General features: G+C 71.9%; 20 protein-coding genes and 1 pseudogene. 13 read left to right on the top strand and 8 right to left on the bottom strand.

Annotated features, from left to right (window positions below):
• Positions 1 to 184: 184 nt before the first annotated feature.
• Positions 185 to 574 carry a VOC family protein gene (locus ACP4E5_RS04380; RefSeq protein ID WP_425825374.1) on the top strand — a complete coding sequence of 130 codons (390 nt, stop codon included), beginning with the start codon at positions 185 to 187 and terminating at the stop codon, positions 572 to 574.
• Here ACP4E5_RS04380 and ACP4E5_RS04375 read toward each other — a convergent pair.
• From ACP4E5_RS04375 to ACP4E5_RS04355, 5 genes are all read right to left on the bottom strand, one after another.
• Positions 562 to 2094, bottom strand: a complete 1533-nt coding sequence (locus tag ACP4E5_RS04375) for an amino acid permease (protein ID WP_425825373.1) — start codon at positions 2092 to 2094, stop codon at positions 562 to 564. The genes ACP4E5_RS04380 and ACP4E5_RS04375 overlap by 13 nt on opposite strands.
• Before the next feature lie 44 nt (positions 2095 to 2138).
• Positions 2139 to 3284, bottom strand: coding sequence for an aminotransferase class V-fold PLP-dependent enzyme (locus tag ACP4E5_RS04370; protein ID WP_425825372.1), 1146 nt, complete (start codon positions 3282 to 3284; stop codon positions 2139 to 2141).
• A gap of 109 nt (positions 3285 to 3393) precedes the next feature.
• Complete coding sequence (locus ACP4E5_RS04365) at positions 3394 to 3930, bottom strand: helix-turn-helix domain-containing protein (RefSeq protein WP_425825371.1); 537 nt, start codon at positions 3928 to 3930, stop codon at positions 3394 to 3396.
• 43 nt (positions 3931 to 3973) lie between these two features.
• On the bottom strand, positions 3974 to 5560 hold the full coding sequence (locus ACP4E5_RS04360) for an AMP-binding protein (RefSeq protein ID WP_425825370.1): 1587 nt from the start codon (positions 5558 to 5560) through the stop codon (positions 3974 to 3976).
• Between the two features lie 53 nt (positions 5561 to 5613).
• Positions 5614 to 6426 carry an IclR family transcriptional regulator gene (locus ACP4E5_RS04355; RefSeq protein ID WP_425825369.1) on the bottom strand — a complete coding sequence of 271 codons (813 nt, stop codon included), beginning with the start codon at positions 6424 to 6426 and terminating at the stop codon, positions 5614 to 5616.
• 361 nt (positions 6427 to 6787) lie between these two features.
• Between ACP4E5_RS04355 and ACP4E5_RS04350 the strand changes: the two genes are divergently transcribed.
• Genes ACP4E5_RS04350 through ACP4E5_RS04315 form a run of 8 tightly spaced genes read left to right on the top strand, consistent with a single transcriptional unit; the run spans position 6788 to position 15382 of the window.
• Positions 6788 to 8068 (top strand): hypothetical protein, encoded by a 1281-nt coding sequence (locus tag ACP4E5_RS04350; RefSeq protein ID WP_425825368.1) that lies wholly within the window; start codon positions 6788 to 6790, stop codon positions 8066 to 8068.
• Positions 8056 to 8451, top strand: coding sequence for a hypothetical protein (locus ACP4E5_RS04345; RefSeq protein WP_425825367.1), 396 nt, complete (start codon positions 8056 to 8058; stop codon positions 8449 to 8451). Before ACP4E5_RS04350 ends, ACP4E5_RS04345 begins: the two co-directional genes overlap by 13 nt.
• A complete protein-coding gene (locus tag ACP4E5_RS04340; protein WP_425825366.1) occupies positions 8448 to 8903 on the top strand; it encodes a hypothetical protein in 456 nt (151 codons plus the stop codon). Before ACP4E5_RS04345 ends, ACP4E5_RS04340 begins: the two co-directional genes overlap by 4 nt.
• Positions 8891 to 10873, top strand: coding sequence for a branched-chain amino acid ABC transporter permease (locus ACP4E5_RS04335; RefSeq protein WP_425825365.1), 1983 nt, complete (start codon positions 8891 to 8893; stop codon positions 10871 to 10873). Before ACP4E5_RS04340 ends, ACP4E5_RS04335 begins: the two co-directional genes overlap by 13 nt.
• Positions 10870 to 12102: an ABC transporter ATP-binding protein gene (locus tag ACP4E5_RS04330; RefSeq protein WP_425825364.1), complete on the top strand. Its 1233-nt coding sequence runs from the start codon at positions 10870 to 10872 to the stop codon at positions 12100 to 12102. The genes ACP4E5_RS04335 and ACP4E5_RS04330 overlap by 4 nt, the downstream gene beginning before the upstream one ends.
• Positions 12102 to 12797 carry an ABC transporter ATP-binding protein gene (locus ACP4E5_RS04325; protein WP_425825363.1) on the top strand — a complete coding sequence of 232 codons (696 nt, stop codon included), beginning with the start codon at positions 12102 to 12104 and terminating at the stop codon, positions 12795 to 12797. The genes ACP4E5_RS04330 and ACP4E5_RS04325 overlap by 1 nt, the downstream gene beginning before the upstream one ends.
• A gap of 39 nt (positions 12798 to 12836) precedes the next feature.
• On the top strand, positions 12837 to 14231 hold the full coding sequence (locus ACP4E5_RS04320; RefSeq protein WP_425825362.1) for an ABC transporter substrate-binding protein: 1395 nt from the start codon (positions 12837 to 12839) through the stop codon (positions 14229 to 14231).
• Complete coding sequence (locus ACP4E5_RS04315) at positions 14228 to 15382, top strand: lytic transglycosylase domain-containing protein (RefSeq protein WP_425825361.1); 1155 nt, start codon at positions 14228 to 14230, stop codon at positions 15380 to 15382. The genes ACP4E5_RS04320 and ACP4E5_RS04315 overlap by 4 nt, the downstream gene beginning before the upstream one ends.
• 27 nt (positions 15383 to 15409) lie before the next feature.
• On the opposite strand, the gene ACP4E5_RS04310 is transcribed toward ACP4E5_RS04315, so the two are convergent.
• Positions 15410 to 16354 (bottom strand): helix-turn-helix domain-containing protein, encoded by a 945-nt coding sequence (locus ACP4E5_RS04310; protein WP_425825360.1) that lies wholly within the window; start codon positions 16352 to 16354, stop codon positions 15410 to 15412.
• 94 nt (positions 16355 to 16448) lie between these two features.
• Between ACP4E5_RS04310 and ACP4E5_RS04305 the strand changes: the two genes are divergently transcribed.
• The gene (locus ACP4E5_RS04305) at positions 16449 to 17939 is read left to right on the top strand and encodes an alpha/beta fold hydrolase (RefSeq protein WP_425841074.1); all 1491 of its coding nucleotides are present in this window, start codon (positions 16449 to 16451) and stop codon (positions 17937 to 17939) included.
• A 60-nt stretch (positions 17940 to 17999) separates the two neighbouring features.
• Here ACP4E5_RS04305 and ACP4E5_RS04300 read toward each other — a convergent pair whose 3' ends face one another.
• Positions 18000 to 19346 carry an MFS transporter gene (locus ACP4E5_RS04300; RefSeq protein ID WP_425825359.1) on the bottom strand — a complete coding sequence of 449 codons (1347 nt, stop codon included), beginning with the start codon at positions 19344 to 19346 and terminating at the stop codon, positions 18000 to 18002.
• A 169-nt stretch (positions 19347 to 19515) separates the two neighbouring features.
• On the opposite strand from ACP4E5_RS04300, the gene ACP4E5_RS04295 reads away from it, so the two are divergent.
• From ACP4E5_RS04295 to ACP4E5_RS04285, 3 genes and pseudogenes are all read left to right on the top strand, one after another.
• Positions 19516 to 20694: a mandelate racemase/muconate lactonizing enzyme family protein gene (locus ACP4E5_RS04295; protein WP_425825358.1), complete on the top strand. Its 1179-nt coding sequence runs from the start codon at positions 19516 to 19518 to the stop codon at positions 20692 to 20694.
• A 3-nt stretch (positions 20695 to 20697) separates the two neighbouring features.
• Complete coding sequence (locus tag ACP4E5_RS04290) at positions 20698 to 21627, top strand: dihydrodipicolinate synthase family protein (RefSeq protein WP_425825357.1); 930 nt, start codon at positions 20698 to 20700, stop codon at positions 21625 to 21627.
• 59 nt (positions 21628 to 21686) lie between these two features.
• Positions 21687 to 22385 (top strand): annotated as a pseudogene (locus ACP4E5_RS04285) (IclR family transcriptional regulator); the annotation flags it as partial.
• A gap of 99 nt (positions 22386 to 22484) precedes the next feature.
• Here ACP4E5_RS04285 and ACP4E5_RS04280 read toward each other — a convergent pair.
• Entirely contained in the window at positions 22485 to 23156 is a 672-nt protein-coding gene (locus tag ACP4E5_RS04280; RefSeq protein WP_425825356.1) for a phosphotransferase family protein, read from the bottom strand.
• Positions 23157 to 23222 lie beyond the last annotated feature (66 nt).

Genomic DNA, 23222 nt, shown 5'->3' with positions numbered 1-23222 from the left:
AGCCGCGGTGACACCACGGTGAGCGGAGGGCGGAAGCGAAAGGCGTGCCCGTCCCCGCCTCGGTCCCGAACCGCCTCGCATCGGGTAGACAGTCATGACCGGAGCGCGCAGTCCGCAGACCGAGCGCCAGGCGGTCACCGTCGGACACCGAAGGCGACGAGGCGTACCCCTAGGAGGTCACCGTATGACAGCCAAGCCCATGCAGATCACGGCCCTTGTCGTCGACGCCGAGGACCCCGAGCGGCTGGCCGCGTTCTGGTCGGAGCTGCTCGGGCGGCCCGTCGAGAGCCGTACGGGCCCGTACATCTGGCTGCGCCGGGAGGGCGGCCTCGTGTTCGGATTCCAGCGGAATCCGCGGCCCACGCCCGGCAAGGACCGTATGCACGTCGACCTGACCTCGCCCGACCTGGCCGCCGAACAGCAGCGGGTCGAGGCGCTGGGCGGGCGGCGGCTCAAGGAGTACGACGAGGGCGGGTTCCTGGTGATGGCGGACCCGGAGGGCAACGAGTTCTGCATCCTGCCCGAAGGGTCCGTGGAGATGGACGACGACGGGCGCGCCCACTACCTGGAGTGATCCGGCTCGCTGGGGAATTCGGGGCGCTCCCCGAGTCCGGAGTGCTCTCCGGGGCCGCGAGCGGGCGGCACCGTCCCCTCCGGCACCGTACTGTCCGGCAGCGCCGCCGCCGTCTCGTACCGCCGGGCCCCGAACCGGTACACCACCACCAGCACCACGAAGAACTGCAGGCCTGCCTTCCACGAGTCGTCCAGGCCCTCGATGAACACGGTGGAGACCAGGATCGCCGCGAGCGCGAGGGCCGCCGCGACCGTGGTGAAGGGGGCGCCGAGCAGCCGGGCCGGTGAGGCGGGCAGGCCATGGCGGGTGCGGTGGCGGCGGAAGGCGAGGTGTGTCGCCAGGATGAGGATCCACACCACCAGCGCGCCGAACACCGAGATGCCGAACAGCAGGATGTACGCCGTGTCCTCGGAGTGGACCGACAGGAGCGCCGCCGCGCCGAGGCCGATGCCGGAGACGGCGAGCGCCCGGTGCGGGACACCGCGTGCGCCGACCCGTGCGAACAGGCGCGGCGCGTGCCGGTCCACCGCCAGGGAGTGGATCATGCGGGTGGCCAGGTAGGTGTTGGCGTTGGCGCTGGACAGGGCCGCGGTGAGGACGACGAAGTTCATGATCCCGGCCGCCGCGGGGATGCCCGCGACGTCGAAGAGCTGCACGAAGGGGCTCGCCGTGACATCGCCGCCCTTCGCGGTGCGCGTCCACGGCACGACGGTGACGACGACCGCCATGGCAAGGACGTAGAAGAGCGCGAGGCGGACGACCATCCGCCGGGCCGCACGGGGGATGTCCCGCACCGGGTTCTCGGACTCGGCGGCGGTCACCGCGATGATCTCGGTGCCGATGTAGCTGAAGATGACGAAGACGAAGGCCGTGGCGAGGCCGCTCATGCCGTGCGGCAACAGTCCGCCGTGTCCGGAGAGGTTAGAGGTGCCGACCGCCGGGTGGCCGGGCAGACCGAGGAACACGTACGCGCAGCCGAGCAGGACGAAGACACCGATCGCGGTGATCTTGATGGTGGAGAACCAGTACTCGAGGCGGCCGAACACGCCGACGCTCAGCGCGTTCGCCGCGAGGAGCAGCAGCGAGAACACCACCACCGGGAGCCACAGCGGGAGTTGGGGCCACCAAAAGCGCACGTAGATGCCGGCCGCGATCACCTCGCCGCCGATCGCGATCACCTGGATCGTCCAGTACGTCCAGCGGATCACGAAGCCGGCCAGCGGGCCCAGATAGTGGCGCGCGATGCTGCCGAAGGAGCCGGCCGCCGGATGTACGGACGTCATCTCGGCGAGCGCCCAGCCGATCACCAGGGCGATCAGCGCACACACCACGTAGGCGATGACCGTGGCCGGGCCCGCGGCCGAGATGGCGAGACTCGAACCGAGGAACAGACCGGTGCCGATGGCCCCGCCGAGGCCCATCATGCTGAGCTGACGGCCGGTCAGGGAGCGTTTCAGGCCGTGGTCTTGAGGTGGCGGCGATGCCGCTGCGCTGCTGCTGGTTCCGGCGTCGTCGGGCATGTCACTCGCTCCGTGGTGGGTGCGGTGTTCCTGGAGGTGTGCTGCTACTTGGCGCGTATCTCGCCGAGCGCGGCGAGCAGCGCGTCGACGTCGGAGAGGGTGTTGTAGTAGTGGAACGAGACGCGGAGCAGAGTGCCGCGCGGGCTGGTGACGATGCGGCGCTCGGCGAGCGAGGCGGCCAGCGCGTCAGGGGCGGGGTCGGTGATGGCCACCTGCGGGCCGCGCAGTTCGGGGTCGGCGGGTGAGGCCAGTGTCTCGCCGGACTCGGTGAGGCGCCGATGGGCGTACGCGGTGAGCTCGCGGATGTGCGCCTCGACGTCCTTGGTGTCGACCTCCGCCAGCGTGCGGAGCCCGGCCGCGGCGGCGTACGCGGACGGGATCGACGGCGTGCCCGTCTCGAAGCGCCGCGCGGTGTCGGGGAAGTCGAGCGTACGGGGATCGAAACCGAAGGGATCCACCCGCCCGAACCACCCGGTGAGCTGCGGAGACACTTCGTCCCGCACCCCGCCCCGCACATACAGGAAGGCGATGCCGGGAACTCCCAGCAGATACTTCAGGGCGCCGCACACCAGGTAGTCGCAGTCCAACTCCCGTACGTCGACGGGGAGTACGCCGAGTCCCTGATACGCGTCGACGAACACCCGCGCGCCCGCGGCCCGCGCCGCCCGGACGGTTTCGGTGACCGGGAGGCGGACGCCGTTGCGGTACGAGACCAGGGGGATGGAGACAAGATTGACGGAGTCGTCGATGGCATCGAGATACCCGGCGGCGGGGACGATCCCGTCCTCGTCCGGCACATGCCGCACCTGCGCGCCCCGCCCGCCCTGCGCCAGCCACACATGCGCGATGGACGGGAACTCCATGTCCGTCGTGACCAGCCCCGGACGCCGCGACCAGTCCAGCGTGGACGCCACCTGGTACGCCCCCTCGGAGGCGCAGCCCACCACCGCGATCTCGTCCGTGGTGGCACCGATGTGCGCGGCGAACGCGGCCCGCGCCGCGTCGACCTGCACCATCCACTCGCCCCACGGCGCGCCGTGGCTGCGCATGGACCACTGGAACTCCTGGAGCGCCGTCAGCACGTGCTCGGACGCGGCTCCCTGGCTGCAACTGGCCAGGTGGACGGTGTCCTTGAGGGAGGGGAACCGGGCGCGAAAGCGTTCCGGTGTGTCCAGGGTGTCGATCGGCACGGGGCGACTCACATTCAATCCTGGTGAACTTGTTCAGTGCGGGTGATCGAACCAGGCCGGTGTGTTCCGCGTCAATGGGTGCACGGTGATGGGAACTTATGAGCCGGGGTCACCGGCTCGGCGGCGTCACACTCACCAGGAAACGCGCGGTTTCCCCGCCCTCGTTGACGTAGCGATGCGGGACGCGGGAGTCGAACGTGCAGCTGTCGCCCGGCCCCAACTCGTAGCGCCCGTCGCCCGCTTCGACGACGAGACTGCCGCTCAGCAGCAGCACGCACTCCTCGGACGGATGGCTGTAACGCGCGTCCGACGACGTCCCGCCCGGCTCCAGCGTGCCCTCGAGGACCTCGAGCCGCGCCGACCCGGCCGACACCCGCGTGTACTCGATCCCGCCCTCGGGCGACCGCACCTGAATCCGCCGCTCGCACCGCACCACCGCGACCTCCTCCGCCTCGTCCTGCCGGAACAGGTCGAACAGCGGAAGCCCGAGCGCGGCGGAGAGCCGGCGCAGCGTCTCCAGACTGGGATCGGTGACCCCACGCTCGACCTGACTGACGAGCCCGGTCGACACCCCGGCCGCCACCGCCAGCCCCCGCACGGTCATCTTGCGTGCCTTGCGCACCTCACGTATCCGATTGCCGATCACGGGGCGAGGTTAGACCAGATCGGCTCCTCGCCGGAGGGGCCGGTCAATTGATCCGCCTCGCCGCCCCCGCCCACGCCTTCTCCCGCAGTACGTATTTCTGGATCTTGCCGGTTGAGGTCTTGGGGAGGTCGGTGAAGGTCACCGTCTTGGGGGACTTGAAGTGGGCGAGGTGGGTGCGGACGTGGGTGATGATGTCCGTGGCGGTCGCCGAGGCGCCGTCGCGGAGGGTGACGTACGCGGCCGGGACCTCGCCCCAGCGCTCGTCGGGGACCGCGATCACCGCGGCCTCCAGGACGGCGGGGTGGTCCATGATGGCCTGTTCGACCTCGACCGACGCGATGTTCTCGCCGCCCGAGACGATGACGTCCTTCGAGCGGTCACGGAGTTCGACGTAGCCGTCGGGGTGCACGACGCCGATGTCGCCGGTGCGGAACCAGCCGTCCGGGGCGGCGGCCGCCGTCGCCTCCGGGTCGTCCAGGTAGCCGAGCATGACGTTGTTGCCGCGTAGCGCGATCTGGCCGGTCGTCGTGCCGTCCGGTGGGACGTCGGTGCCGTCGGCGGCGATCACGCGGGCCGTGCACGCGACCATGTTGCCCACGCCCTGCCGGGCCTTGAGGCGGGCCTGCGCCGCGCCGTCCAGGGAGTCCCACTCGGGGCGCCAGTCGCACAGCATCGCGGGTCCGTACGTCTCCGTGAGCCCGTACAGGTGCGTGACGTCGAAGCCCAACTCGCCCATCCGGCGCAGGATCGCGGGGGAGGGAGGGGCGCCGCCCGTCGCCATGCGGATGGTGCGGGTCTTGGGCAGCGGGGCCGCCTCGCGGGCGTAGGCGATCATCGAGAGGACCGTGGGCGCGCCGTTGAGGTGTGTCACACCCTCCTCGCGGATGAGTCGCCACACCTCGGCGGGGTCGACCTTCGGCAGGCACACGTGCGTGGCCGCCGCCGCGGTCACCGCCCAGGGGAAGCACCAGCCGTTGCAGTGGAACATCGGCAGGGTCCACAGGTGCACGGCGGAGGGGGTGAGTCCCGTGTGGCCGACCATCGCGACCGCTTGCAGGTACGCGCCCCTGTGGTGGTACATCACGCCCTTGGGGCGGCCCGTCGTGCCTGATGTGTAGTTGATGGCGAGGAGGGAGCGTTCGTCCGAAGGCGTGCGGTGGAGCGGCTCGGCCCCGGCCAGGAGGGACTCGTACTCCTCGCCCGCCCTGATGCGGCGGGGCGGGGTGTCCAGGCGGGCCAGCGCGTCGTCGACCAGGACGTCGAACGACGGGTCGTGGATCAGCACCGCGGCCTTCGAGTGGCTCAGGATGTACGCCACTTCGGCCGCCGCGAGCCGCGTGTTCACCGCTACGAGCGGCATGCCCGCCCACGGCACGCCGTAGTGCGCCTCGAGGAGTACGTGGGTGTTGGGCGCGAGCACCGCCACCGGGCGCCCGTCGGCCAGCGGTGCCAGGCCGCCCGCCAGTCGGGTGCAGCGATCGTGCAACTCGGCGTAGGTCCACCGTCGTTCACCGTCGACGACACCGATCCGGTCGCCGTGCGCCGAGGCCGCACGGTCCAGATACGCGGTGGGGGTCAGCGGCTCGTACGACAGCGCGTCGAGCGACGGGGCGGTGGCGGGATCCGGCATGGCGTCCTCCTTGACGGAGCATGGCGTGCTCCCCGGCGGGAGTCGGATCGTGCCTACCCCGTCCGATGCCCGCCAAGCCGCGGGAACAGCGCCCGCCGCGCCTCGCCCGCCAGGTCGTGCACGAGCGGAGCCAGCTCCTTGAAGTCGACCGCCTGCCGGTCCCCGCACAGGGACAGCGCCGCCGGGGCCGGTCCGCAGCCCCGCAGGGGCGCCGCGATGCAGCGGATGCCGGACAGGGTCTCCTCGTTGTCGACGGCAAGGCCCTCGCGCCCCCGGATCCTGGCCAGTTCCTGGCGCAGGTCAGCGGCCGTGCGCAGGCTGCGCGCGGTGCTCAGCGGCAGCGCCCCGCGGTACCCCGAGTCGACCAGACCGGGTTCGAGGGTGGCGAGGATGGCCTTGCCGACGGCCGTCGTGTGCGCGGGCAGCCGGGCGCCGAGCCGGGTGGGAAGGGCGGCCGCCGCGCGTCCGCCCGCCTTGTCGAGGAAGACCACCTCCCGCCCGTCGAGGACGGCGAGGTGCCCGGCGAGTCCGGTGCGCCGGCACATCTCGTGCAGCAACGGCGTGACGATGTCCCTGATCTCGTTGTGCCCCGCGGCCCGCCCGCCGAGCTCCAGCGGGCGCATCCCGAGGCGGTAGCCGCCGGTGGAGTGGGTGAGCCAGCGCAGCCGGATCATCTGGTCGAGGATGCGGTGCAGCGTCGAGCGTGGCAGACCTGTGCGATCGGCGAGGTCGAGCAGCGAGAGGCTCGGGGTGTGCGGGTCGAACGCGTCGAGGATCACCGTCATGCGCTCGATCATGGAGACCGGAGCGGCGGACGGGCCGCGCTGCTCCGCTGTGTGCGTGTCCACCGTCGCCGGTGTCGTCATTGGTCGCCTCCCTGGTGGGTGTGCTGACCGGGATCGCCAAGTGTCGACCGTGCGCGGGCTCGTAGGGGAGTCCCTTGCGGGGCTCCTGCCACGCATATACAGAATCCTCACTTCTGTGTCCGCCGCCGGGGCGGGGCCGTCCGTCGGTGAGTCCCACTGAGCGGGAGTGCCGGGCCCGGTGAGCGGGATGCGGCCGCCTGCCCCCTTCCGGGTGGCGCCGAGCGCCCACAGAGTGCGGCAGGTCGACCGGATCTGACGGACTGTCAAATCCGGCGACGCGACTCCGTCAACTCCTGTCGTTCCAGCTGAACCCACGTGCTAGTGGCTGAACCTACGTGCTACATGAAGGGCATCGATGTCCGTGCGAGGATCTCACGCCGTCCCCCGGCGGGCCCGCGCGCTCTGCGGGGCGGGCACGGCCGCGCTACTGGTGCTGCTGCCCGCGGCGGCCGGATCGGCGGGCGCCGCCGAACCGGAAGCGTCGGAGGGCGAGGACTGCCCGGTGACCGCGATGGCGCAGGGCGTGCAGGTGACCGTGAGCGCCAGCAACGACACACTGCTGTCGGCGCCCGCCGGGGCGGGCATCCCGGTGGCCAAGTCCTGTGTGAACTACGCCGTCGGCGAGTCCTCCGGGTGGGCCAGCAGCCCGTACCCCGGTGAGACGGTCATCTCGGCGCCCGCGCTCATCGGCAGCCAGACCGGGCAGAAATTCCCCGAGTACCCGCTGTACGCGACCTCCAAGTACCCGTCCGAGGACAACGCGAAGGCCGGCCAGACGCCGCACGTCATGAGCGCGCACAGCACCAAGACGTCCACCGAGGCGCAGGCCGGAACGGTCCTGGGCAAGGGCGGGACGGGAGCCTCCACCAAGGCGGTCGCCGACTCGTCCGTCGACCCTGGCGCCCTCACCGGCAAGGCGGAGGCGCGCGCCGACACCAGGCCGTGGTCCGTCAACGGCGTCCTCGAGATCGGCCGCATCCTCAGCTCGGCCAGCGCGAAGGTCGACCGGTCCGGCAAGGTCGTACGCGACTCCGAACTCACCATCGGCCGCACCGAGATCGCGGGCCAGGGCGTGGAGATCACGCCCGACGGGCTCAAGGTCGCGGGGAAGGCCGTGAAGCTGCCCGGCGCCGCCGACCCGACGAAGACGCTGACACAGGCCCTCGCGAAGGCCGGCGTCAAGATCCACTACCTGGACGAGAAACGCACCAAGCACGGCATCGTGTCCGCCGGTCTTGAGGTGCAGGCCCGCCAGCAGGACACCCAGTCCGGATCCGTCTACACCGTCACCTACGTGTTCGGCCGCGCATCCGCCGACGCCGACCGCGTCGAGGCGCCACCCGGCACCGGCGGCATGCCACCGGTCCCGGCCCCGCAGGCGCCCTCCGGAACGGGCGGCGGCGGCGCGGGCGCGGCGCCGGCACCCGGCGGCGGCGCGGCCGGCGCCGACACCCCGAAGTCGCCGCCCGACAGCGGCGGTTCGACCCGGCCCGAGGACAGCCGGCCCGTCCAACTCGCCACCAATCCGACCGACATGGGTGTCACCGGCCTCTACATCGTGCTCGCGTTCGGCGCCGTGGGCACGTTCGCCGCCGGCACCCTGCTGCGCCTGTTGGGAGTGAAGACTCGATGGACCTCGTGACCCGGATACGCAGTCAGTGGGACCGGACGACCGCCGCGCTCACCGCGCTCGCGGGCGCCGTGATCCTCGTCCTCGGCTGGCGGGGGGTGAGCGGCACGCCGTACCCCGCCGAGCAGTTGCCGTACGTGATCAGCGCCGGGCTCGGCAGCCTGTTCCTGCTCGGCCTGTCGTCCGCGCTGTGGCTCTCGGCCGACCTGCGCGACGAGTGGCGCAAGCTCGACCGGATCGAGCAGGCGCTGCGGACAGGCGGCGGGGCGGCCCCTGCGGCCTCCTCGGCCGGAGCGGCCTCCTCCGCCGCGCCCACCGCGCCCGCCGCCGAGACACTCGGCGGGGACGAGACACCGACTGCCGTCACTCCCGTACCCGAAGGGAGTGTCCGATGAGCGACGTCGACCCGCGCGCCGTGCCCTGGCGCGACCGCGACGTGGTCACCGTCTGCGGCACCAGCCTCGCCGGGCTCGCGCTGATCGTGACCGCGTGGTTCGGCGCGAGCGCCACCGTGTCGACCGCGCGGCAGGCCGCCTGGCTGAACCTCGGCGCCGCCGGATTCGCCGTCGGCGCGGGCGGACTCTGCCTGTGGCTGCTGCGGGCGCGTCGGACGCTGGGCGAGCGGCGCGTGACACTGATCGCCCTCGCGCCCGCGGACGACGACGAGTTCGCGCGGCCGGGGACCGCCCGTCGCGCCACGAGCACGGACGACACGCTCGCCCTGCCGCTCGTGCGCGCCGAGGGCATGGACCACCTGCACCATCCCGACTGCCCGCTGGTCGCGGGCAAGGAGGTGACGCCGGCCGCGGTCGGCGCCGGTGAACCGTGCGGGGTGTGCGCGCCGTGAACGATCTGCTGCCGTTCCTCGTCGTCGGCGTCACCACCGGGTCCGTGTACGGACTCGCCGCCATGGGCCTCGTGCTCACCTACAAGACCTCGGGCATCTTCAACTTCGCGCACGGAGCCATCGCCGCGATCTCCGCGTTCGTGTACTACGACCTGCGCACGCTGCGGGGACTGCCGTGGCCCGTGGCGCTCGCCGTCGCCGTGGTCGTCGTGCCACCGATCGTCGCGCTGCTCATGGAGCGTGTCACGCGCACCCTCGCCGCGGCCACGGTGGCCACGAAGGTCGTCGCCACCGTAGGACTCCAACTCGTCATCACGAGCGCGCTGATCGCCGGATACGGCAGCTCGGCCCTCGACTTCCCCGGCTTCCTGCCCACCGACACCGTCACGGTGATCGGCGTGCACGTCGGCATCGACCAGCTGACCTCGGCGATCGTCGCCGCGGCCGGAGCGCTCGGCTTCTTCGTCTTCTTCCGCCTGTCCTCGATGGGTGTGCGGATGCGGGCCGTCGTCGACGACGCGGACCTCCTCGAACTCTCCGGCACCAGCGCGTTCGCGGTACGCACCCGGGCCTGGCTCATCGGCTGCTGGTTCGCCGCCGCGTCCGGCGTCCTGCTGGCACCCCAACTCGGCCTGGACGTCCTCCTGTTGACGCTCCTGGTGGTGCAGGCGTACGGGGCCGCGGCCGTGGGCCTCTTCTCCAGCCTCCCCCTCACGTACGCGGGCGGGCTGCTCATCGGCGTACTCTCCGCCCTCGCCACAAAGTGGGTCTCCACGTCCGAGACACTCTCCGGCCTGCCGCCCGCGATGCCGTTCGTGGTGCTGTTCGCCGTGCTGCTCCTCGTCGGCAAGGGCCGGCTCGCCGAGATCGGCGGACACCGGTCGGCGCCCGCGTCGAAACCACTGGTGAGCCGGGCGACCGGCCGGATCGTGGCCGTGGTCGCTGTGGTGCTCGCGGGCTGCGTCCCGCTCGTGGCGGCGTCCAAACTGCCGGTCTACTCCTCGGCGTTGGTGTACGTCCTGATCTTCGCCTCGCTGCAACTCCTCGTGCGCACCTCGGGGCAGGTCTCGCTGGCGCACGCCGCGCTGGTAGCCGTCGGCTCCTCGACCTTCTCGCATCTCGTGGTCGGCGCCGGACTGCCGTGGCTGCTCGCCGTGCTCCTCGCCGGGCTGGTCGCCGTGCCCGTCGGAATGCTGGTGGCGATCCCCGCGATCCGGCTCTCCGGCCTCTATCTCGCCCTGGCCACCTTCGGGTTGGGGCTGCTCCTGGAACGGGCGATCTACGGCACGTCCTGGATGTTCGGCAAGACGAACACGCTGCCCGCGCCCCGCCCCGGGCTCTTCGAGGGCGACGAATCCTTCTACTTCGTGCTGCTGGCCTTCGCCGTCGCGGGCTCCCTGCTCATCGCACTCGTCGGCCGCAGCCGCCTCGGACGCCTGCTCCGTGCGATGGCCGACTCGCCCACGACACTCTCCACGCTCGGCCTCGGTGTGAACGTCACCCGCGTCACCGTCTTCGCCATCTCGGCGTTCGTCGCCGGCGTCGCGGGCGCGCTCTACGCCTCCCAGGGCCGCTCGGCCACGGGCGCGCCCTTCCTCTCGTACACCTCGCTGACCTGGTTGACCGTCCTCGTCCTGTGCGCGGGACTGCGCTCGGCGGGCCCACCCCTGGCGGCGATTCTGGTCGCGGTCGTCCCCGCGTACCTCACCAACGACACCCTCTCCCAGGCCCTCCCGGTGGTCTTCGGCTTCGGCGCGCTCCTCGTGGCCCTGTACGAGGCCGGGGCGTCGAAGCGCCGCGGCACGGGAGCGCCGGTGCCGGACGAGTACGGCTCACGCTCCGACGAACGCCTCGGCGTACCGGGCCCGGCGGCACAGCGCCTCACGGCGACGCGGAAGGCGCAGGCCGCCCGGACGGCACCGGCACGCGTCCGCGTCGGCACGGGCCTGAGGAAGGAGGCGGCGCGATGAGCGCGAACACCGGAGACCGGCGCGACGAACCGGAGGCGGACCCGAAGGGGTCGCCTGCGAGGAACGCGTCGGTCGCGAACGACGGCACTGACAGCAACGCGCCGCCCGCGGGCCCGGGCGCCGGACAGGCCGACACCCGTCCCGACACCCGGCCCGACACACCGGGCGGCACCTCGGGTGGCACTCGGGCCGACACACCGGCCGACACCCGGCCCGGCACCCCGGACGCCACTCGGTCCGACTCCTCGGCCGGCACCCGGTCCGGCATTCGGTCTGACACGGCGGGCGGCACCCGGCCCGGCACCGCGGCCGGTACTCGGTCTGACACGGCGGGCGGCACCCGGCCCGGCACCGCGACCGACACTCGGTCCGACACACCGGCTGGCAACCCACCCGACATCCCACCCGACACCCCGCCCGATGCCCGGGTCGGCGCCCCCGTGGCCACGGGCACCGCCACCGCTACCCGCACCGGACTGGATATCGGTGGGCTCACCATCCGCTTCGGTGGCAACACCGCCGTCGACTCCGCCACCTTCGCCGCCCCGGTCGGCCGCGTCACCGGCCTCATCGGGCCCAACGGGGCCGGGAAGACCACCACCTTCAACGCCTGCTCCGGTCTCCTCCGCCCCTCCGAGGGCGAGATCCGGCTCTTCGGGAAGGACATCACCGGGCGTCCGCCCGCCGCCCGCGCCCAACTGGGTCTCGGCCGGACCTTCCAGCGCATGGACCTGTTCGACTCGCTCACGGTCGAGCAGAACATCGCGCTCGGACGGGAGGCCGGACTCGCCCGCGGCAACCCCCTCAAGCAGCTCCTGGCCACCCCCGCCGAGACGAAAGCCGTGCGGGCCGCCACGGAGGAGGTGCTCGAACTGTGCGGACTGCGCGCCCTGCGGCACGAGATCGCGGGCTCGCTCTCCACCGGGCAGCGCCGCCTCGTCGACCTCGGCCGGGTCCTCGCCGGAGACTTCAAGCTGCTGCTGCTCGACGAGCCCTCCTCGGGCCTCGACACCGCCGAGACGGAGAAGTTCGGCGCGATCGTCACCAGGGTCGTCGCCGAACGCGGCTGCGGTGTGCTCCTCGTCGAACACGACATGGGCCTCGTCATGTCCGTCTGCGACCACCTCTACGTACTCGACTTCGGCCAGATGATCTTCGAGGGCAGTCCGGCCGAGGTGCGCGCGAGCCCCGCCGTGCGCGCCGCCTACCTGGGATCGGAGGCCGCGTAGTGCTGGAACTCGACGACATCGACGCCGGATACGGCGGCGCCCGTGTCCTGCGCGAAGTGAATGTGTGGCTGCCGCCGAAGTCCGTCGTGGCGCTGCTCGGCACCAACGGCGCAGGCAAGACGACCCTGTTGAGAGTCGCGTCCGGGCTCCTCGCACCCACCTCCGGGCACCTCACCGTCGACGGCAAGGACCTCACCGGCAGACGACCGCACGCCCTGGCCCGCGCCGGCGTCTGCCATGTCCCCGAAGGGCGCGGCGTGTTCCCGACCCTGACGGTCAAGGAGAACATCCTCATCCAGGCGGCGGGCGGCGACCTCGACGAGGCCGTCGAACGCGCCGTTACCGCCTTCCCGATCCTCGGGGAGAAACTCGGCCAGCTCGCGGGCTCCCTCAGCGGCGGCCAGCAGCAGATGCTCGCCCTCGCCCGCGCCTACGTCACCGACGCCGACTACGTACTCCTCGACGAGGTGTCGATGGGACTCGCCCCCGTCGTCGTCGACGAGATCTTCGAGTTCCTCGGCAAGCTGGCCGAGGACGGCCGCGCCCTGCTCCTCGTCGAGCAGTACGTCTCCCGCGCCCTCGAACTCGCCGACTACGTCTACCTGATGAACCGGGGCCGCATCGAATTCGCCGGGGAACCGGGCGAGTTGGACAGCGACCGGCTCGTCGCCCAGTACCTGGGCGCTCACGCCTGATCCGCGCACACCGCTACGTACCTGCTCCGGAGGAGAACCATGACCCCAACCCGTGCACGCGCCACCCTGGCGGCCGTGGCGGCGCTGAGCCTGGTGCTCGCCGCCTGCGGCAGCCGGGTCGACCATGACACCGTCGTACGTTCCGTGGGCAGCGGCGGCAGAGTAGCCACCGGTGCCGCGGGCTCGGACACCGGAGTCGGCGCCGACGGCTCGTCCGGCAGCGCCACGCCGGACGGCGGCTCGAAGAAGGACGGGAAGTCCGGGAGCGGCGCCGGAACCGGCGGGGGCGGCGGTGGCTCCGCGTCCGGCGGCGGTGGCGGAAAGGCCGGAGGCGGCAAGTCCGGCGGCGGCCCCATCGTCATCGGCAGCGTCGGCACGACATCGGGACCCGGCGGCGTCGCCTTCGCCCAGGGCCCGCGCGCCCTCCAGGCCTGGGCGGCGACCGTCAACGCGGGCGGCGGCATCAACGGCCGCAAGGTCCAGGTCATCGTCATGGACGACGGCGCCGACGCCTCAAAGGGGCGCAGCCAGATGCAGGAGCTCGTCGAACAGCGCAAGGCCGTCGCGGTCGTCGCCTCGTTCACCACCACGCAGACCATGAACGCCTGGAAGAGCTACGTGGAGAAGAAGCAGGTCCCCGTCATCGGCGGCGACTGCTCGACGACCGCGTGGACCTCGAGCCCCATGCTGTTCAGCGAGTGCCCCGGCACCAACTCCGCGCTCGACGGCCTCGCCAAGGTCGGCGCGAAGTACGGCAAGGGCAAGAAGCTCGGCACCCTGATCTGCACCGACTCCGACGCCTGCACCCACGCCGGGGAGCGGATGACCGGCAGCGGCAACGCCGCCAAGCGCTACGGCCTCGACCCGGTCTACAACGCGAAGATCTCGGTGACCCAGCCCGACTTCACGTCCGAGTGCCTCCAGGCGCGCAACGCGGGCGTCCAGCTGATGATGGTCACCGGGGACCCCAACACCGTGAGCCGCGTCGCTTCGTCCTGCAGCCGGCAGAACTTCAACCCGCAGTTCCTGCAACCGGGCGCCACCGTCGACGGCACCACCGCATCCAAGCCGGGCCTGAAGAACGTCCTGGCGGCGACCCCCGTGTTCCCCTTCAAGGGTTCGTCGGCGCCCGGCTTCGGCCAGTTCAACTCCGCCTGGAACAAGTACGGCGGCGGCAAGGCACCGGGCCCGTCGGCCGCGCAGGGCTGGGCCTCGGCGAAGGTGTTCGAGAAGGCGGCGCGCGGCGCGGGTGACATCACGCGGGCCGGACTGATCAAGGAGCTGCGCACCTTCCACGGCCAGAACTTCGAAGGCCTGACCGTCCCGCTGACGTACACCAGCAAGGGCTCGAACGACACCAAGTGCGCCTTCGGGATGCGGGGTTCGGGCGGCCAGTGGACGGCGATGTCCGGTGGAAAGGCGTTCTGCTGGTGAGCCGCCGACCGCAGGACCGGCGCGGCGACCGGCGCCGCAGTCTGCTCTGGCACCAGATCCTCACGGGGGCGGTCGCCGTGGCGGCGACGGGCGGCATGGTGACGGCGACGGTCTGGCAACTGGCGGACATGTCACCGGTGTCGGCCACGACGCCCACGGCCGACGGCTCACAGGCGGGCGGCGGCAGCCCGCCGCTGTACCCGCAGGCGCCGACGGAGATACCGGCGACGCGGCCGGTGCCGTTCGAGACCGGGAAACGTGACGGCGGTAACGCCCCGAAGGCGCTCCCCGCGCTCCCGACGACGCACGGGATCCCCGGCCGCGTCCTCGCCGCCTACCGGACCGTCGTCAAGGACCTCGCGGCCGAGTCACCGGAGTGCGGGGTACGGATGCCGCTGCTCGCGGCGATCGGCCGGGTGGAGTCCGGGCACGCGCGCGGCGGCGCCCTGGACAGGAACGGCCGGACCCTGACGCCCATACTTGGCCCGCGACTCGACGGCGGCCCCGGTGTCGCCGCCATCCACGACTCGGACAACGGTGCCTGGGACGGCGACCGGGTCTGGGACCGGGCCGTGGGCCCCGCCCAGTTCATCCCCTCCACCTGGCGCCGCTGGGGCAGCGACGGCAACGGCGACGGCGTGCGCGACCCGCACCAGATCGACGACGCGTGGCTGGCGGCCGGCCGCTACCTGTGCGCTGCGGGCGGCGACCTGAGCCATGGCGCCGGAATCCGCAGGGCCGTGCTCGCGTACAACCACTCCGATTCGTACCTGGAGTTGGTGCTCAGCTGGATGCGGGTCTACGGGAGCGGGGCCGTGCCGACGGCGGGGGCATCCGGAGACGGCGCGACGCAGGACGAGCCCGGAGAGACCGGGAAGCGGGACGACGGAAAGGAGAAGGGGAAGAAGGACAAGGGGAAGGGGAAGGGGGACGGAAGTGGCAAGGGCAAGGGAGAGAAGGGAAAGGGCGGCAAGGGAGGCAAGGTGTCGAAACCGCCGTCGTCCACGCCTTCACCGTCGCCCTCGCCCTCGGACGATCCGCCGGGCGGCGCCCACACGTGGCCGTCCAAGCTGCCGAGCCTTCCCACTCTCCGGAAGCCGGCCTCCAGCCACACACCCTCGCCGCTGCTCCCGTCGCCCGAGGCCAAGTAACCCGACGACCGGCCGTGATGCGCGGGCTCAGGCGCTCGCCAACTGGGTTTCCAGTGCCGCGAGGAGCCAGTCGTGGGCCGTGCCCGGAGTCGGCTCCGGGTGGCCGCCGTCCGGGGTGGTCACTTCCGTCACCAGGTCCCAGTAGCGGTCGAGACGCGGGTCGGAGGCGAGCTGCCGGGCGAGGCCGTGGCGGAACGTCGGTGTGTCGCGGGACCGGGCCACGCTCGCGTACGTCGTGACGAAGCAGTCGAGCGCCTCGCCCGGCGCCGGGGGCGCGCCCGCCCGTATCGGCTCGGCCGCCAGGTCGTAGGCCTCGGCCAACCCGGCGTACAGCACGGAGGACTCACGCGCTCCGGCCGCGCTGTGTGCGGCGGGCTGTGTGGGTCCCGTGTCCGGCGTGCAGGGGCGTGACACGAGCGCGCACAGCCGGGCGAAGGCGAGCACCTGGCCCGGGGACGGGGAGTCGGGAGGGGGCGGAACGGCCGCCTCCAGGAAGGCCGTTCGCGAAGAGGCCGGCATCCGGGGCGGCAGCCAGGCCCGCCAGAACCTGGCCAGGGGCGCCGTGCTCGGCGGCGTGTCCAGTGCACCGACGAGCTGAAGCCGGTGCGCCCGCTCCTGTGGTGGGCACTCCTGAACGAGGCGTAGCGCCGCCTCCTGCCAGCGCAGCGCGCTGAGCCGGGAGCCGAGGGTGCGCAGCTGCCCGGCGACGGCGTCCTCCAGCGCCCCGGCCGCACCCGCCCGCTCGTCGACGATGCGGCGCACCTCGGGGACGGGCAGCCCCAGACCGCGCAGCGAGCGGATCATCCGGAGCCGGTCCAGGGCGTCCGAGCCGTACCGACGGTGCCCGCCCGCGCTGCGGGTGTGCTCCGGGAGCAGTCCGTTGTCGGAGTAGAAGCGGACGGTCTTCACGGTCGTGCCCGCGTGCTCGGCGAGCTCACCGATGCTCCACAGGCCGTCGGACGGCTTCACCACTTGAACCTCCCTCAGGGGGAGTTCCTAACGTACCCGCCACCACTGACAACCATGGATGGAGGACGTCGAGATGGACGTCGAGATGGACGTCGAGATGACGGAATTCGTGCTGGTGCCGGGTCTGTTCACGGGCCCGGACGCCTGGCGGGAGACGGCCGCGAAGCTGGCGGCCGAGGGCGCGAAGGTCCACGTGGTGGACCTCGGGCCGGCCACGGACCTGGACGCGCACATCGCAAGGGTCGTAGCGGCCGTCGACACCATCACCGACGGACAGGACATCGTCCTCGTCGGCCACGGCTACGGCGCGTATCCGGCGGTGGGCGCGGCGGACCGGCGGGCCCACCGCGTCGCCCGGGTCGTGTACCTGGACACGGGGCCGGTGCAGGACGGCGCGGTCGCCCTCGCCGCGGTCCTGGACCAGGAACTTCGCGAGCGCCTCGCCGAGGACGGGTCCACCGAGGGCGAGCTGCCGACTCCTTCCCGGGATGAGTGGCGGCGCTGGGGGAGCACCGCTGGCCTGTCCGACGAGGCGCTGGACCGGCTGACCGCGCACGCCTCGCCCCAGCCGCTCGGCACCCTGCTGCAACCGCTGCGTCTGACCGGCGCGGGGGCCGGCCTGCCGACCACGGGAGTGCTCTGCGCGGAGAGCGGAGCGACCATCGGCGCCGTCCGCATGATGCTCCGCTTCGGCGATCCGACGATCAAGGCACTCGTCCGCGACGACGTGACCTTCTTCGAACTGCCCACCGGGCACTGGCCGATGCTGTCCTGCCCGGACGAACTCGCCGACGTGCTCCTGCGAGCGGCGGCCGGCGAAGGAACCCGCCTCGAAGCCGCGGGCGAGGAGGAAGCGGCGGAGCCCGGATACCTCCGGCCGTTCCTCCTGGACGTACCGGAGATCCCGCGCGAACGCCGCGGATCCCTGGACCTCTACGTTCCCGAGGACACGTCGTCGCAGCCGCGCCCCGCGATCGTGTTCGTCCACGGCGGACCCGTGCCGGAGGACGCGCGGCCGACCCCGCGCGACTGGCCGACCCTGATCGGCTACGCCCGCCTCGCGGCCTCGCACGGCGCGATCGGCGTCACCGTCGACCACCGGCTGCACGCGGTCACCGCGTATCCGACGGCGGCGGAGGACGTGGCCGCCGCGGTGGCCGAGGTACGCGCCTACCCGCGCGTCGACCCGGACCGGATCGCGCTCTGGTTCTTCTCCGGCGGCGGCCCGCTGACGGCGCCGTGGCTGAGCGCGGCCCCGCCGTGGTTGCGCTGCCTGGCGGCGAGCTATCCGATCATGGCGCCGCTGCCCAACTGGGGCGTGAACGACCCCCGGTTCCGCCCTGCGGAAGTGGTGGCGCGTGGCGGGACACCCCCGTTCGTCCTCATCCGGGTCGGCCGCGAGGCCCCCGCGGTCGCGGCGACGGTGGCCGAGTTCGTCGGAGCGGCGGAGACGGCCGGCGCCCCGGTCGAGGTGATCGACGTACCGGAGGCACCCCACGCCTTCGAGGGCCTCGACCACACCGCCTCCGCGCGCGGGGCGGTTCGGGAGGCGATGGGGCGGGTGCTGGGGCGGTTGGGCTTGGATTGAGACTCGGCTGCACGGGCTTCGGCTGCCGTACGGATTGCTGGGCAGCGGCATGCGAGTCGCTCAGCGGGCGACCGACAGCTGAACCCGCGGGCCCGCGGTCTCGCGCACGCCCAGCACGACCGTGACAAGGGTGACGAGGCCCGCGGCCATCAAGTAGTAGGAGGGGGCCAGGTCGTAGCCGGTGGAGGTGACCAGCCAGGTGGCGATGTACGGCGCGGTGCCGCCGAAGAGGCTGACGGAGATGTTGTACGGGATGGCGATGGCGCCGGTCCGGATCCGGGCCGGGAACAGTTCGGCCATGCTGGCGTTGACCGCGCCGTCGTACGCGGCGATGGGCAGGCCGAGGATCACCATCGCGACGATGGCGAGCACGGCGTTCTCGTAGGACATCAGGAGGAGGCAGGGCCAGGCGAGCACGATCAGGCCGAGAGCGCCGGCGATGAGCAGGGGCTTTCGACCGACCCGGTCGGAGAGCAGCCCGGCGCACGGGATGAGGACGGCCACGGCCCCCATGCAGATCGTCGACGCGGCGAAGGACTGGGCCTGGCTGAAGTGCATGGTGTCCGTGAGGTAGCTGACCATGAAGGTCTGCAGCGTCCAATGGGCGACGCCCTTCAGGACGATGACACCGGCGAGGATCAGCATCGGCCGGCCGCTGGTGCGGAACGTCTCCTTGATGGGTGAGTCGGAGACCTCGCCCGCCTCTTCCAGGCGCCGGAACTCCGGGGTGTCGTCCAGCTTGAGCCGCAGATACAGGCCCGCGATGCCCAGAGGCAGCGCGAGGAGGAACGGGATGCGCCAGGCGTACGACGCCATCTGGTCGTCGCCGAACGTCAGGGAGAGGACGAGCGCCACACCGGCTCCGCACACGAAGGCGACGAATCCGAGGGCTGCGCCGTAACTGGTGTAGTAGCCACGGCGGTTGCGCGGCGCGTACTCGAACAGCAGGCTCACCGCGCTAGACGTCTCGCCGCCCGCGGCGAACCCCTGCACCAGACGGGCAAGCACGAGCAGCAGGGGAGCGGCGGCGCCGATGCTCGCGTACGTGGGCAGCACACCGATGGCGAACGTCGACAGTGACGTGACGAGCACGGTGATGGCGAGCACACGGTTGCGTCCGACGCGGTCGGCCAGCGGGCCGAAGTAGAGCGCGCCGATCGGCCTGATGGCGAAGCCGACGGCGAAGATGGCGAACGTCGACAGGAGCGCCGCCGTCTTGTCGCCGTGCGCGAAGAAGTTCCCGGCGATGACGGACGAGAGCGTGCCGTAGATGCCGATGTCGAACCACTCGACGAAGTTGCCGATGCTGCCCGCGACGAGGACCCGCTTCGACGGCGTCGCGTCGGTGGGAGTCGGGTCGGCGGGATCGGCGCCGGCGGCGGAGGGCGCGGCGGTCTGCTCGGGCATGGGGACCTCGCATACAGAGGAGTCGGACAACGCGGGAGCGGCAACGCGTGCGCCGGGCAGATTGCCTCAGCGTTGAGCGTTCATGACCACGATGTTAACCATGCTTGCTCTATTTACAAGAGCTATGCAGAATGTGGATTGCCCAAGCAAGACGATGGAGGGAAGCGGCATGGCCCGTATCACCGAGGTGCTCACCCACGTACTGAAGCTGGAGGGATCACGGGCCTACCTGGGACGTCTTGAGGACGGGCAGGAGCTGACGCCGGAGCGTGGCTATGTCGTCCGCGAGCCCTGGCGCAGCCTGTACTCAGGGCGCTTCGAGACCCTCCTCGTCGAGATCCGTACCGACGAGGGGTGCACGGGCTGGGGCGAGGCGCTCGCGCCGGTCGGCCCGGAGATCCCGGCCGCCGTCGTCGACCGGCTCCTCGCCGACCAGCTCATCGGGCAGGACCCCACCCGGGTCCGCCCACTGTGGCACCGCATGCGTGAGCTGATGCGGGAGCGCGGACACCTCACCGGGCACCAGGCGGACGCCATGGCCGCCGTCGACATCGCCCTGTGGGACCTGCACGGCAGACTGACCGGCCTGTCGGTGGCGGAACTGCTCGGCGGCGCCCACCGCGACCGCGTCCCCGCCTACGTTTCCGGCCTGCCCGAGCCGACCGACGAGCAGCGCGCAGCCCTCGGCGCCTCGTACGCGAAGCAGGGCGCCACCATGATCAAGCTGGCGCTCGGCAAGGGCATCGAAACGGACCTGGCCACCTACGACGCCGTGGCCGCGGCGGCCCCCGGCGTGCGGCTCGCCGTGGACGCCCACTGGGCGTACTCCATCGGCGAGGCGCTGACCCTCGGTCACGAGCTGGACCGCCGCGGCGCGCTGTTCCTCGAGGCGCCACTGGCGCCCGAGGACGTCGAGGGACACCGGGAACTGGCCGCCCGTATCACCACGCCGGTGGCGGTCGGCGAAGCGATGCGCAATCGCTACGAGTTCGCCGACTGGATCGGACGCCGCGCCCTGCGCCTGGCCCAGCCCGATGTCGCCCGCACCGGGATCACCGAGGCCCAGTCCATCGCCGAACTCGCCGCGGCGGCGCACGTGCCGGTGGCCTGCCATCACTCGGTCGGCCTGGGTGTGGCCCTTGCGGCCGGGATCCAACTGAGCGCGGCCGTCGAGAACTCCCCGTTCTTCGAGTTCCAGGCCGATTCCCTGTCCGTCGCGCAGAGCATCCTGCGCACCCCCATCGACGCCCGCCCCGACGGCTACGTCCTGCCCGCCGGGCCCGGACTCGGCGTCGAGGTCGACGCCGACAAGATCGCCGAACTCGCCGAACTCGCCAAGGAGAGCTGAACCGTGCCCGCACTGCCCCGTGGCCTCATGCCGATCCTCGCCACGCCCTTCACCGACAGCGGCGAGCTGGACGTGCCTTCGCTGCGCTCGCTCGTCGAGTTCGAACTCGCCTGCGGCGTCGACGGTCTCGCCGTCTTCGGGATGGCCAGTGAGGGCTTCGCTCTCACGGAGTCCGAGCGCGCCACGATCCTGCGCGAGGTCCGCGCCGTGGCCGGACCGCACCTGCCCCTGGTCGCCGGAGTCAACGGAACGAGCACCGTCACCGCGCGCGAGCTCGCCCTGCGCGCCGTCGACGGCGGCGCCGACCACCTCATGGTCCTGCCCCCGTTCCTGACCAAGCCCTCCCCGTCGCAAGTCCTCGAATTCTTCGCCGAGGTGGCCGCGGCGACCGGGGTCTCCGTCATGATCCAGGACGCGCCGGGGGTGACTGGGGTGTCGATGAGCGTCGAGCAGATCGCCTCCCTGGCGGCCGAACCGCACATCACCTCAGTGAAGGTGGAAGTGCCCTCGCCCCCGGCCAAGGTCGCCGCCGTCACGGCCGCGACCGGCCCCGGCTTCGCCGTACTGGGCGGCCAGAACGCCCAGTACCTCCTCGACGAACACGCGAACGGCGCGGTCGGCACGATGCCGGCCTGTGAGTTCTCCGACGTGCTGCGCGAAGTCCTCGACGCCCTGGACGGCGATGACCGGAGCCGGGCGCGGGCCCTGTTCGCGAACGTCCGGCCGCTCGTCCACCTCGGCGTGCGCGCGGGGCAGGCCTGGGCGGTCCACAAGGAGGTCCTGGTGCACCGCGGGGTGATCGCGTCCGCGCGGGTCCGACTGCCCGCGGCGCCCCTCGACGCGGTCACGCGCCGGGCACTCGACGAGGTCCTCGAAGACATCGAGTGGCCCCGCCGGGGCGCCTTCGTGTCGGCCGCATCCGTGGCCCGATAGACCGGATCGCCCTCGCGATTCCGGCATCGATCAGCTCGCGAGGATGTAGCATCCACGATATGGATGCTACATCTCGTGCCGCTGGGATCGGGACCCAGAGCGTGGAACGTGCCCTCTCGCTGCTCACCTATTTCACGGAGGAGCAGCCCGAGCGCCGGATCGCGGAACTCGTCGAACTCTCGGGGCTCGGCCAGTCGACGGTCTCCCGCCTGGTCGGCGCGCTCGAATCGCTCGGTTACCTGGCCCGCGACGAACGCACCGGCCTGCACCGGCTCGGCCCCCGGCTCGTCGGACTCGCCGGAATCGCCCTCAACCAGTCCCCGGTGTTCCGCGCCTCCCGACAGGTCGCGCAGAACTTCGCGCACGAGACCGGCCTCGGCGCGAACGTCGCGGAGCGCCAGGGCGACCAGATGTTCTACCTCTGCCACTTCGAGGGCCCGCGCACCCAGCGCTCCTTCACCCTCACCGGCCGCCTCGCCCCCCTACACGCCACCGCGATGGGCAAGGTGCTCCTGTCCGGCCTGAAGGGCGACGAGGTCGAGGCGCTGCTCGGGACCGACTGCCCGTCGTACACCCCGCACACGCTCAGCTCCCTCAAGGATCTCCTCAAGAACCTCGACGAGGTACGCGCGCGTGGTTACGCGACGGAGGTGGAGGAACTGGCCCTCGGGCGCGCCTGCCTCGCCGTCCCTGTGCGCGACCGCTCTGGCGACATCGTGGCCGCCCTGTCGGTCTCGGGTTCCCTGTCGGCCCTCGACCTGGCGAACCGGGAACGCGAACTGGCGGGGCGGGCCATCGAGTACGCGGACCAGGTGTCGTCGGCGCTCGGCTACTTGCACTGAGGGGCGGGCGCCGGGCTACTCCTCCCACCCCGCCGTCACGGCCGCCCGCTCCCGCCACAGTCTCGCCCCCGCCCCGTCCGCCTCCCACCGTTCGCAGAAGTGGCGCAGCTGCTCGCATCTGGTCAGCATGGCCGTCCGGCGTGTCGGCCAGGGTGGTGGGTCGGCGCCGTAGGAGCGGAAGAAGTGGGTGAGGGCGTCGCGGTGTGCGGGGTGGTGGGTCCGCACGATCCACTCGCACCAGGCCAGGTCCTCCACCGGAGGACCGAAGTGGGCGAACTCCCAGTCGACCACGGCTGTGACGTCGAAGGTGTCGGGGTCGAGGAGAAGGTTGTTGGGGCCGAAGTCGCCGTGAACGAGGACGTCGTGCGGGGCGCGGGTGCCCAAGGCCGGTGCGGGTGGGGTGAGTTCGTGGATGCGGCGCAGCAGGGTTCCGCAGCTCGACAGGACCTCCGCAGGGTGTCCGGCGTTCAGTAGGTCCTGACCTGGCGCACCTGGCAAGAAGCCGAGCGTCAGGGTCGTCGCGGTCGCGCCGAGTACCGGAGGCACGGGCAACTGGCCCTGGAGGTGGGGGAGAAGAGTGCGTTCGCGGCGCAGTCTCTGTGCGGCGTCGGGACCTTCGTACGCCTTCTCCACGACTGTGCCGTCGGCGACGGTGCGATTGGTGTAGCCATGTTTCAGCGGGCGCATGTGCTGATCATCGGGCAAGGGCGGTGCGGCGGCCATGGCATTGCGGCGGCCGTCGTGCCCTGTGTC

The organism is Streptomyces fractus (genome assembly GCF_049844455.1).
Classification (GTDB): Bacteria; Actinomycetota; Actinomycetes; order Streptomycetales; family Streptomycetaceae; genus Streptomyces; species Streptomyces fractus.
The sequence above is the reverse complement of the archived record's forward strand: the minus strand, read 5'-3'. Positions and strand labels throughout refer to the sequence as shown.

What these genes read in the sequence shown, in the direction of transcription:
- ACP4E5_RS04380 (WP_425825374.1), top strand. Translation starts at nt 185, where the DNA reads ATGACAGCCAAGCCCATGCAGATCACGGCCCTTGTCGTCGACGCCGAG.
- ACP4E5_RS04375 (WP_425825373.1), bottom strand. Translation starts at nt 2,094, where the DNA reads ATGCCCGACGACGCCGGAACCAGCAGCAGCGCAGCGGCATCGCCGCCA.
- ACP4E5_RS04360 (WP_425825370.1), bottom strand. Translation starts at nt 5,560, where the DNA reads ATGCCGGATCCCGCCACCGCCCCGTCGCTCGACGCGCTGTCGTACGAG.
- ACP4E5_RS04355 (WP_425825369.1), bottom strand. Translation starts at nt 6,426, where the DNA reads ATGACGACACCGGCGACGGTGGACACGCACACAGCGGAGCAGCGCGGC.
- ACP4E5_RS04345 (WP_425825367.1), top strand. Translation starts at nt 8,056, where the DNA reads ATGGACCTCGTGACCCGGATACGCAGTCAGTGGGACCGGACGACCGCC.
- ACP4E5_RS04340 (WP_425825366.1), top strand. Translation starts at nt 8,448, where the DNA reads ATGAGCGACGTCGACCCGCGCGCCGTGCCCTGGCGCGACCGCGACGTG.
- ACP4E5_RS04330 (WP_425825364.1), top strand. Translation starts at nt 10,870, where the DNA reads ATGAGCGCGAACACCGGAGACCGGCGCGACGAACCGGAGGCGGACCCG.
- ACP4E5_RS04320 (WP_425825362.1), top strand. Translation starts at nt 12,837, where the DNA reads ATGACCCCAACCCGTGCACGCGCCACCCTGGCGGCCGTGGCGGCGCTG.
- ACP4E5_RS04305 (WP_425841074.1), top strand. Translation starts at nt 16,449, where the DNA reads ATGACGGAATTCGTGCTGGTGCCGGGTCTGTTCACGGGCCCGGACGCC.
- ACP4E5_RS04300 (WP_425825359.1), bottom strand. Translation starts at nt 19,346, where the DNA reads ATGCCCGAGCAGACCGCCGCGCCCTCCGCCGCCGGCGCCGATCCCGCC.
- ACP4E5_RS04295 (WP_425825358.1), top strand. Translation starts at nt 19,516, where the DNA reads ATGGCCCGTATCACCGAGGTGCTCACCCACGTACTGAAGCTGGAGGGA.
- ACP4E5_RS04280 (WP_425825356.1), bottom strand. Translation starts at nt 23,156, where the DNA reads ATGCGCCCGCTGAAACATGGCTACACCAATCGCACCGTCGCCGACGGC.